Source organism: Pseudomonas sp. Sample_24 (genome assembly GCF_004307605.1).
GTDB lineage: Bacteria > Pseudomonadota > Gammaproteobacteria > Pseudomonadales > Pseudomonadaceae > Aquipseudomonas.
The window spans coordinates 1-9,732 of sequence record NZ_RCNW01000528.1 but is presented as its reverse complement, the minus strand read 5'-3'; the positions used below and the strand labels follow the sequence as shown (position 1 = coordinate 9,732).

10 protein-coding genes are annotated in these 9,732 nt (G+C 57.4%); 3 read left to right on the top strand and 7 right to left on the bottom strand.

From position 1 onward, the window contains the following. Nucleotides 1-68: 68 nt before the first annotated feature. Nucleotides 69-947, bottom strand: coding sequence for a 4-hydroxy-tetrahydrodipicolinate synthase (gene dapA / locus D8V06_RS29795; protein WP_056856012.1), 879 nt, complete (start codon nt 945-947; stop codon nt 69-71). A gap of 328 nt (nt 948-1,275) precedes the next feature. On the opposite strand from dapA, the gene D8V06_RS29785 reads away from it, so the two are divergent. Both D8V06_RS29785 and D8V06_RS29780 read left to right on the top strand, forming a co-directional pair. Further along, the gene (locus D8V06_RS29785; protein ID WP_056856013.1) at nt 1,276-1,836 is read left to right on the top strand and encodes a glycine cleavage system protein R; all 561 of its coding nucleotides are present in this window, start codon (nt 1,276-1,278) and stop codon (nt 1,834-1,836) included. A gap of 11 nt (nt 1,837-1,847) precedes the next feature. Then, nucleotides 1,848-2,321 (top strand): peroxiredoxin, encoded by a 474-nt coding sequence (locus D8V06_RS29780; RefSeq protein WP_056856014.1) that lies wholly within the window; start codon nt 1,848-1,850, stop codon nt 2,319-2,321. A 119-nt stretch (nt 2,322-2,440) separates the two neighbouring features. Here the strand turns inward: D8V06_RS29780 and D8V06_RS29775 are convergent, their stop codons facing one another. After that, the gene (locus D8V06_RS29775; protein ID WP_056856015.1) at nt 2,441-3,511 is read right to left on the bottom strand and encodes an AI-2E family transporter; all 1,071 of its coding nucleotides are present in this window, start codon (nt 3,509-3,511) and stop codon (nt 2,441-2,443) included. A 31-nt stretch (nt 3,512-3,542) separates the two neighbouring features. Further along, a complete protein-coding gene (locus D8V06_RS29770) occupies nt 3,543-3,782 on the bottom strand; it encodes a sulfurtransferase TusA family protein (protein ID WP_056856016.1) in 240 nt (79 codons plus the stop codon). 98 nt (nt 3,783-3,880) lie between these two features. On the opposite strand from D8V06_RS29770, the gene D8V06_RS29765 reads away from it, so the two are divergent. Continuing rightward, nucleotides 3,881-5,314 carry a M48 family metalloprotease gene (locus D8V06_RS29765; RefSeq protein WP_056856017.1) on the top strand — a complete coding sequence of 478 codons (1,434 nt, stop codon included), beginning with the start codon at nt 3,881-3,883 and terminating at the stop codon, nt 5,312-5,314. 64 nt (nt 5,315-5,378) lie between these two features. Here the strand turns inward: D8V06_RS29765 and D8V06_RS29760 are convergent, their stop codons facing one another. The 4 genes from D8V06_RS29760 to rpoE all read right to left on the bottom strand — a co-directional run bounded on the left by D8V06_RS29760 (nt 5,379) and on the right by rpoE (nt 9,153). Then, entirely contained in the window at nt 5,379-6,806 is a 1,428-nt protein-coding gene (locus tag D8V06_RS29760; protein WP_056856018.1) for a DegQ family serine endoprotease, read from the bottom strand. 178 nt (nt 6,807-6,984) lie between these two features. Next, nucleotides 6,985-7,944: a MucB/RseB C-terminal domain-containing protein gene (locus D8V06_RS29755; protein WP_130932376.1), complete on the bottom strand. Its 960-nt coding sequence runs from the start codon at nt 7,942-7,944 to the stop codon at nt 6,985-6,987. Between the two features lie 8 nt (nt 7,945-7,952). After that, nucleotides 7,953-8,540, bottom strand: coding sequence for an RseA family anti-sigma factor (locus D8V06_RS29750; RefSeq protein WP_056856020.1), 588 nt, complete (start codon nt 8,538-8,540; stop codon nt 7,953-7,955). Nucleotides 8,541-8,571: 31 nt separating this feature from the next. Continuing rightward, nucleotides 8,572-9,153 (bottom strand): RNA polymerase sigma factor RpoE, encoded by a 582-nt coding sequence (rpoE, locus tag D8V06_RS29745; protein ID WP_003172477.1) that lies wholly within the window; start codon nt 9,151-9,153, stop codon nt 8,572-8,574. Nucleotides 9,154-9,732 lie beyond the last annotated feature (579 nt).

Below are 9,732 nucleotides of genomic sequence, written 5' to 3'. Positions count from 1 at the left end.
GGTGCTGGAGATAATCAAGGCAAGTGCGGAAAGTCCGGCCATTCGCTTCATGCGTAGTACTTCCTCAATTAAACCAGGACGCTGCACTGGCGCAGGGCCGTGCGAAGCGTTTCATGACAAGGTGCGCTCAGCCAGGTCAGCGGCAGGCGAATGCCTTCCTGCATCAGGCCCATTTCAACCAAAGCCCACTTCACCGGAATCGGGTTGGCTTCAATGAACAGGTCTTTGTGCAGAGGCATCAGTTTTTCGTTGATTGCACGGGCGGTCGCGGCGTCGCCCTTGAGAGCGGCTTCGCATAGATCGGCCATTTCGCGCGGAGCGACGTTGGCAGTCACCGAGATGTTGCCCTTGCCGCCCAGCAGGATCAGCTCGACAGCGGTCGGATCATCACCGGACAGGACGATGAAATCCTTGCTGACGCCATCGAGGATGGCTTTGGCGCGTTTCAGATCGCCAGTCGCTTCCTTGATGCCGATGATGTTCGGCACGGTGGACAGGCGGATGACGGTCTCGGCCTGCATGTCGCAGGAAGTGCGGCCAGGAACGTTGTAGAGGATCTGAGGGATGTCGACGGCTTCGGCAATGTGCTTGAAGTGCTGGTACAGGCCTTCCTGGGTCGGCTTGTTGTAGTACGGCACGACCAGCAGGCAGGCGTCGGCGCCGGCCTCTTTGGCGTTACGGGTCAGCTCGACGGCTTCGCGAGTCGAGTTGGCGCCGGTACCGGCAATCACCGGAATGCGACCGTTGACCTGCTTGACCACGGCTTTGATGACGGCAATGTGTTCTTCGACATCAAGGGTTGCCGACTCGCCGGTAGTTCCGACTGCGACAATGGCATGGGTGCCGTTCTCGAGGTGGAAATCCACGAGCTTGCTGAGGCTGGCCCAGTCAAGACGCCCTTGTGCATCCATGGGTGTGACCAGTGCCACCATACTGCCCGCAATCATGAAACCGCTCCTGCCGGAAAAAGAGAGCGGTAATGGTACTGGCGCCAAGATGCTTGTACAAGCGAAGTACTGCGCTGCCGCCATTCCCCTTGGCGTCGCTTTTCGCTACCCTTCAGACTTTGATCGATACTGACAAGCTCGTACATCGGGTTCGAGCCTCCAATTTCGGCATCACAAGCCCCGTCCCAGCGTTGCCACCCTCCGCTCCTGCCATACTGGAGCACGTTGCAGCCTGCGCCCGGAGCTTTCTGAATCCGCATTCGCAGGCTCACTCCCGGCAGAACGAGCCGATAGAAGTACCGACCGCTCATCGCTTTAGGAATGCTGCATGTCCACCCCCACAGTTCGCGAACAATTCCTTGTCATCAGTGCCCTCGGCGCCAACCCCATGGAGCTGACCAACGTCCTGTGCCGTGCCAGCCATGAAAACCGCTGCGCCGTGGTCACCTCCCGCCTGACCCGTCATGGCGAGTGCAGTGCGCTGGTTCTCGAAGTCTCCGGCAGCTGGGATGCCCTGGCACGCCTGGAAGGCAGCCTGCCGGTACTGGCCAAACGGCACGCCTTTACCGTCAACGTGGTACGCAGCGCGGCTCTGGAGAATCGTCCCCAGGCCCTGCCTTATGTTGCTTATGTCAGTTCGGCCTACCGTTCCGACATCATCAACGAGTTGTGCCAGTTCTTCATGGATCACAACGTCGAGCTGGAAAACCTGACCTGCGACACGTATCAGGCACCGCAGACCGGCGGGACCATGCTCAATGCCACATTTACCGTGACGTTGCCGGCCGGCGTGCAAATCAGCTGGCTGCGCGATCAGTTCCTGGACTTCGCCGACGCGCTGAACCTGGATGCCCTGATCGAACCGTGGCGTCCACAGAACCCAATGTAAGGAAGCTTTTCATGGCCGTTGCCATCGACCAACCGGTTGCCGACTTCGAAGCACCCGCCACCAGCGGGCAGACCGTCAGCCTGGCGAACCTCAAAGGCAAGCAAGTGGTGATCTACTTCTATCCAAAGGACAGCACACCGGGCTGCACGACCCAGGGTCAGGGCTTTCGCGATCAACTGCAGGCTTTCAAAGCCGCCAATACCGAAGTGTTCGGGGTTTCTCGCGACAGCCTGAAGTCCCACGAGAACTTCAAGGCGAAGCAGGCGTTCACGTTCGAGCTGATCAGCGACAAGGAAGAAGCGCTTTGCCAGCTGTTCGACGTGATCAAGCTGAAGAAGCTTTACGGCAAGGAATACATGGGCGTGGATCGCAGTACATTCCTGATCGACAAGGATGGCGTCCTGCGTCAGGAATGGCGCGGCGTGAAAGTGCCGGGGCATGTTGATGCCGTGCTGGCTGCCGCTCAGGCGCTGAACAAGGCCTGATACCAAAAAGATCGCAGCCCATGGTCCTGCAAGAATAGAGTTCGTCGCCGTTTATGCGCATCGAACCCAATCCCGCAGGAGCTGCCGCAGGTTGCGATCTTTTTTCGTTTCACCACAATCTACAGCAGTGGCGCCACGACCGGCTCCTTGCGCGGCCACGCGTCCAGCACCGCCTTGAACAGTGTCGCCAGGGGAATGGCAAAGAACACCCCCCAGAACCCCCACAGCCCGCCAAACAGCAGCACTGCACAGATGATCGCCACTGGGTGCAAGTTGACTGCCTCGGAGAACAGCAGCGGCACCAGTACGTTGCCATCCAGCGTCTGGATGATCCCGTACACCGCCATCAAGTAGATGAATTCATCGCTCCAGCCCCACTGGAACAGTGCAATCAGAAACACCGGCACGGTCACCACCACGGCGCCGACATAAGGCACCACTACCGAAATTCCCACCAGCAATGCCAACAGCGCCGCGTAGTTGAGTTCCAAAACAACGAAGGCGATGTAGGTCACGCCACCGCAAATGAAGATCTCGATGACCTTGCCGCGAATGTAGTTGGCGATCTGTCGGTTCATGTCATGGGCGACCCGGGTGATCAATGCCCGCTCGCGTGGCAAGTAGCCACGCACCCACTGGCCGATCATGGCTCTATCCTTCAGAAAGAAGAACACCAGGATCGGCACCAGGACCAGGTAGATCATGATATTCACAAGCAACGGCAGGCTCGATAGCGAGAACGTCAGTGCCCACTGGCCAAATTTTCCGATCTCGCCCCGCGCCGCTTCGATGGCCCGCAGCACCTGTTCGTCGGATACCAGATGCGGGTAACGCTCGGGCAACAACAACAATAGCGATTGCCACTTGGCGAGCATGCCCGGCAATTCATTGAACAACGTGATCAATTGATGCCAAAGCAGCGGCACGACCACCACGATGAATACCAGCAGCACCCCCATGAACAAGGCAAAAACCAGCCCCACCGCCACCCAGCCCGGCACGCGCATCCGTTCGAGCGCCACCACCAACCCTTGCATCAGGTAGGCCAGCACCATCCCGGCCAACACTGGCGCCAGCATGCCGCCCAGGGTGAGGACCGCGGTGAACGCAAGAAACAGCAGCACCGCCAACACCACTGCTTCTTCATCCGAGAAATAGCGCTGAATCCAGTCGCGTAACACTTTGAACATCAATAATCCTTAAGAACAAATGCCGCAGGTTTCAGGCTTTTTTCAACCAGTAACGGTAAACGCCCGCCTCGTCTTCTTCACGAAGCAGCGTATGACCGGCCAATCGGGCAAAGGTGCGAAAGTCGCGCTGCGAGCCCGCATCGGTGGCAATGACCTTGAGTATCGCGCCACTGGCCATCCGATTGAGTTCCATCTTGGCCTTGAGCAACGGCAACGGACAATTCAGGCCGCTGGCGTCCAGCTCAACGTCATGGGCTACAGCATCGATCATTGCATTACTCCGGGTCGGGTAGTCGAGTTGCCTAGAATATCTGGTCGCAGGGCTGGTGTCCGGCTACAGTAAGCTCTTTGTCGACTAAGGCTTTGTGCATGACTTTTTTGCGCCCTACCCTGCTGACGCTCGCTTGCCTGCTCGCCTCACCGGGCTTCGCCGACGACCTGCCGTCACTCGGCGACGCCAGTTCTGCCATTGTCTCGCCGCAGCAGGAATACCAGCTGGGCCGTGCCTGGCTCGCGCTTTTGCGCAGCCAGGTGTCACAACTCAACGACCCGCAACTCAAGGACTACGTCGAATCCAGCGTTTATCGCCTGGTCGAAACCAGCCAGGTCAATGACCGGCGTCTTGAGTTCATCCTGATCAACAGTCCACAACTTAACGCTTTCGCAGCACCCGGCGGCATTGTCGGGGTCAACGGTGGTTTGTTCCTCAACGCCCAGAGCGAAGGCGAATACGCTTCGGTACTGGCGCACGAACTGGCTCACTTGTCGCAGCGCCACTTTGCCCGTGGCGTTGAAGCACAACAACGCATGCAAGTGCCGATGATGGCCGCGCTGCTGGCCGGTATCGTGATTGCCGCAGCCGGTGCCGGTGATGCCGGGATCGCGGCCATTGCGGGTACGCAGGCGGCGGCGATCCAGGAACAACGGCGCTTCTCTCGCCAGAACGAACAGGAAGCCGACCGTATCGGCATCCTCAACCTGGAAAAAGCCGGATACGATCCGCGCTCGATGCCCTCCATGTTTGAGCGCCTGGGGCGGCAGTACCGTTTTGATGCCAAGCCACCGGAATTCCTGCTGACTCACCCGGTTACTGAATCGCGGATCGCGGACACCCGCAACCGCGCCGAACAGGCGCCACAGGGTGGTATCGAAGACACCTTGCGTTATCAATTGATTCGCGCTCGCGTTCAATTGATCTATGAGGAAACGCCAGGTTTGGGTGCCAAGCGCTTCCGTGCCCAGCTGGATGAAAACCCGAAAAGCGATGTTGCTCGCTACGGCCTGGCCATCGCCCAGGTCAAGGGCGGCCAATTGAACGAGGCACGGGAAAATCTCAAGCTGTTGTTGGCCAAGGCGCCAAACGAGATCATCTACAACCTCGCGCAGATTGATCTGGATATCACCAACAATCGGCTGGCCGACGCGCAAACGCGGGTTGACCGGATGCTGACTCAATACCCCGGCAACTATCCACTGAACCAGGTGCGTGTCGATCTGCTGCTGAAACAAAACCGCGCCGCGGACGCCGAAAAAGCGCTGGAAGGCCTGCTCAAGTCACGCCCGGACGATCCGGACGTGTGGTATCAGGTGGCAGAAACGCGCGGCTTGTCGGGCAACATCATCGGCCTGCATCAGGCACGGGCCGAATACTTCGCGCTGGTCGGCGACTACCGCCAGGCCATCCAGCAACTGGACTTCGCCAAGCGCAAGGCTGGCACCAACTTCCCACTGTCGTCACGTATCGATGCCCGCCAGCGAGAGCTGATGGAGCAGGAGCGCATGATCAAGGACATGATGGGATAATTTGAAACCCGTATAAAAAAACCGCCTCTTTCGAGGCGGTTTTTTTGTTCAACCTGCAACCGGTTTATTCAGCCAGTTTGAAGGTGATGAAGCTGGCGCGCCCCTGACGCAATACACGCATCGACACCGAACGATTCTTCGGCAGCGCCTTGGCGATGTCAGTGAATTGCTTGGTGGACTCGATCGCCTGGTTGTTCAGGTGAGTAATGACATCACCCGGTTGCAGACCGATCATCGAGGCAGGACCTTCCTGCACTTCCTTGATCACCACGCCACTTTTGAGGTCGTAGGTTTTCTTCTGTTCCGCGGTCAACTCGACAACCGACACACCCAGGCGATTGCTGCTGCTCTCTGCACCAGACTTCGGCAATGCATCAAGTTCTTTGTCTTCATCAGGAATGGCTCCGACCGTCAGTTCGACGTTCTTGCGCTTACCCTCGCGGATCACTTCCAGATTAGCCTTGGACCCCGATTTCAGTGCACCCACCAGATGCGGCAGATCGGCGGACATGACGATCGGCTGACCGTTCATGCTCAGAATCACATCACCCACCTGCAGACCACCCTTGGCAGCCGGACCGTCATCCTGGATCTGGGCAACCAGCGCACCGGCCGGTTTTTCCAGGCCGAACGACTCGGCCAGATCCTTGTTCACTTCCTGAATCACCACACCCAACCAGCCACGGCTGACTTTGCCGCCACTTTTGAGCTGATTGGAAACGTCCATGGCCACGTCGATTGGAATCGCGAACGACACGCCCATGAAACCACCGGAACGGGTGTAGATCTGTGAGTTGATGCCAACCACTTCCCCGTTGAGGTTGAACAACGGACCACCGGAGTTGCCCGGGTTGATCGGCACGTCGGTCTGAATGAACGGCACATAGTTTTCATTCGGCAGGCTACGACCGACGGCGCTGACGATGCCTTGAGTGACGGTGTGGTCAAAACCGAACGGCGAACCGATCGCCACAACCCATTGACCGGCCTTCAGATCCTGGGATTTGCCGAGTTTGAGAACCGGCAGATCCTTGCCTTCGATTTTCAGCAACGCCACGTCGGAGCGAGGATCAGTACCGACCAGTTTGGCTTTCATTTCACTGCGATCGGCAAGACGCACAAGAATTTCGTCAGCGTCAGCGATCACATGGTTGTTGGTCAGAATGTAGCCATCTGGCGAGATAATGAAACCCGAACCCAGGGATTGGGCTTCGCGCTGACGATCGCCGCGCGGCGATCGCGGTTGCGGCGGCATGCCGCGCTCGAAGAATTCGCGCAGCATTGGCGGCAAGCCTTCAAGGTCAGGCATCTGCTGGTTCACTTTACGATCCGGCAGCTTCTGCGTGGTACTGATGTTCACGACCGCGGGCGACGCCTGTTCAACCAGTTGCGTAAAGTCAGGCAATTCGACTGCTTGTGCAGCGACCGACTGACCGAGCACCAGCACGGTGGCAAAAATGGAAAGATAAGTCTTCAAGCGTGGTATCGACATACGGCTCCCGTTACGACGAGCATGGTTAAGCGATATGGATCAAGGAACACCGAGAAAGATACGCCGGTATTTTTGTTCCGGGAACAACAAACAAGGCCAGAGCCGAGGGGCTCTGACCTATAAAAAATTTTGGGGGGATTTGCAAACTGAAATGCTCACGAAACATTTCGACTGCAGCTCACTGCTTGGTTGCAGTGGCGTCGTTGCGCATGGACAAGGCTATCCGTTCAGCGGTGCCGACCGGAATTTCACCCACTACCGTCACCATCATTTCACCTTGCGCAGTGGTCAATCGCCGGGATACAGCCACCGTTGGCCCCAACTGAGTGCGGGTATCAGTGACGGCAGCGCCGTTCAATGGCTCAAGGAATACAGAAAAACGCGCCAGACCATCGTCATACATCAGGCTATTGACCTGGGTTTTGGTCTCGGGATCCTTGCGTACCGTGCTGCTGGTCAGCTCGAATCCGGGTGGCAACCAGTCTGAATGCCAGGCCTGGGCTGTCTTCACCGCCGAAGCCTTGTCACTGTCGAGGTTGACCGCCTTACAATCGCTGCCGGGCTGCAAATCGCGATCGGACGGAACATCAGCGGTGTCCAGTTGCGTGAACTGGAATCGCTCAAGCAGGCGCCCCTTGTCATCGAGCAACAACGACTTGAGTGGCAGCCCGGTTTCCTTGTCCAGGTGCAACTCAAAACCGTAGCGGTGCTGGTCGCGAGGCGTCAAAGACACAATTACCGCTGAACGCCCGGCAACACGCGACTTGCCGATAACCGCAAGGTCATACCAATTCTTGAGCTTTTGTGGATCAAGTGCACGAGCGGCGGAATTGGGAGAGTCCCCAAGCCCTGTTATCAGGGTGCCGCTGACACATTGTGTCTGACCATCAACGCGCACAACCTCCTGAGCCGATCCGTCGAGCTGGAGTAAACGCTCGCGGACTTTTCCATCATGGACGCGGTGCCAGATGTTATGGGTAGAAAAACTACCGTTACGCTCGTAGACGAAGGTACCGAAGAAGCTTTGCTGTTGCTCGGCCTGACCAAGACGGGTCAACCAGTCCTGGGCTTCATCGGCGTGGGCTGGAACAACGAACCAGCCACCGAGCAGAAGCGAAAGTAGAGGTTTGGCGCGCATGATCCTCCTTAACGGTTTTCCAGGCTTGCGGCACGAGCGTAAGGCAGAGCGCTCTCAGTGCCCTTCAATGCAGCCTGTTGAGCATGTTGGCGCAGGTAGCTTGGCAGACGCTGATCGTGCCAGCCTGGCTGACCCTGCAATACGCCGTTGGCCATTGGACCAGTGGCTTCCGAACTCTCATTGTAGCCTGCCAGAACAGCCGGGCCCTTGACTTGAGGAGCGGCCAGATTCTGTTGGCTGGACTGTTGAGCCAGTTCGACACCGGCGATCTCGTCCTGGTTGTACAGGCGAACGCCCGCCAGTACGGCAACCGTTACCGAAGCAGCGACAGCCAGACGACCCAGGCTGCGCCATGGACCACGAGTGGCTTTTGCCGGTACGGCTTCGTCAGCCAGGGCTGCCGAAACGGCCGCAGCAATGTCCAGACGTGGAAGCAGCAGATCCTTGTGCATTGCTGCCCGAGCGATCTGATAACGAGCCCACGTTTCACGAGTTTCAACATCGTCACAGGCACTGAGTACCCGACGCAATTCCAATTCGTCCGCTTCGTTATCCATCACTGCGGACAGCGATTCCTGCAGGGCTTCACGACTCATGGCGTTCCTCTCTTGGCTGTCGCCGCTGTCTTTAGTTTTCCTGCAACAACGGCTGCAGGGCTTTATCGATGGCCTCCCGGGCGCGGAAGATCCGGGAGCGCACGGTGCCCACCGGACATTGCATGACGCTCGCAATGTCCTCGTAACTCAGACCATCGAATTCACGTAAAGTTAAAGCCGTACGCAAATCTTCCGGCAGTTGCTGAATGGTTCGATGGACGGTGCCTTCGATCTCATCCCGCAGCAAAGCCCGTTCTGGCGACTCGAGATCCTTGAGGCCATGATCGCCATCGTAGAACTCTGCATCCTCGGAACTGACATCGCTATCCGGCGGCCGGCGGCCGCGTGAAACCAGATAGTTCTTCGCCGTGTTGATGGCGATGCGGTAAAGCCACGTATAAAACGCGCTGTCTCCGCGAAAATTTCCTAGTGCACGGTAGGCCTTGATAAAGGCTTCCTGTGCCACATCCTGGGCTTCATGGGTGTCGTGCACAAAACGCACGATCAACCCGAGAATTTTGTGCTGGTATTTCAGCACTAGCAGATCGAACGCTCGCTTGTCGCCGCGTTGAACGCGTTCGACCAGCTGCTGATCCTCTTCCTGGGTTAGCATGAACACTCCTCGATAAGCTCGAAGGAGGCTTGCACAACTAAACGTCCGGACTTGCAAACATAGACTCGGGCTTTTCGCAAAAGTTCTCCCCCTCCAGGCAAGTTTCCTGCGGGCTCTGATCGGCACGCACGAAAAACGCAGCGCGAGATTCCCCGGCTGCGCGAATAATCTTGTCATCGGTTTCGCCGGCAAGGATCCAAAGCAGATCCCGCGCTGAAGCCGACACTGTCCCTTGAATCAGGCAACCGTCTATTGATCTTGGGCCTTTGGCAAAAGTTCCAAATATTTATAGCTGCATGAACCGACATTGTGCGACCGTGCGGCGAAAAAGACTGTTAAATCCACGATACAGTTCAGTTGTCGCCAAATCGACCAAAAAAACATCCGACGAAGCGTCAGCTCTTTTCCATCACAGTAGTTTCACAATGCCATATAGGCTCGGCTATTGTGCCGATCCCCCCCTCTATATACTAGTGGGCTGTTCGCGAACCTGACTCGCCTGTCCAGTTGTCCAGCGCCTCCCTGACCCGGGTCGCTTTGAGCGGAATCCTGAAATGAGCCAACAGTTTCAACACGATG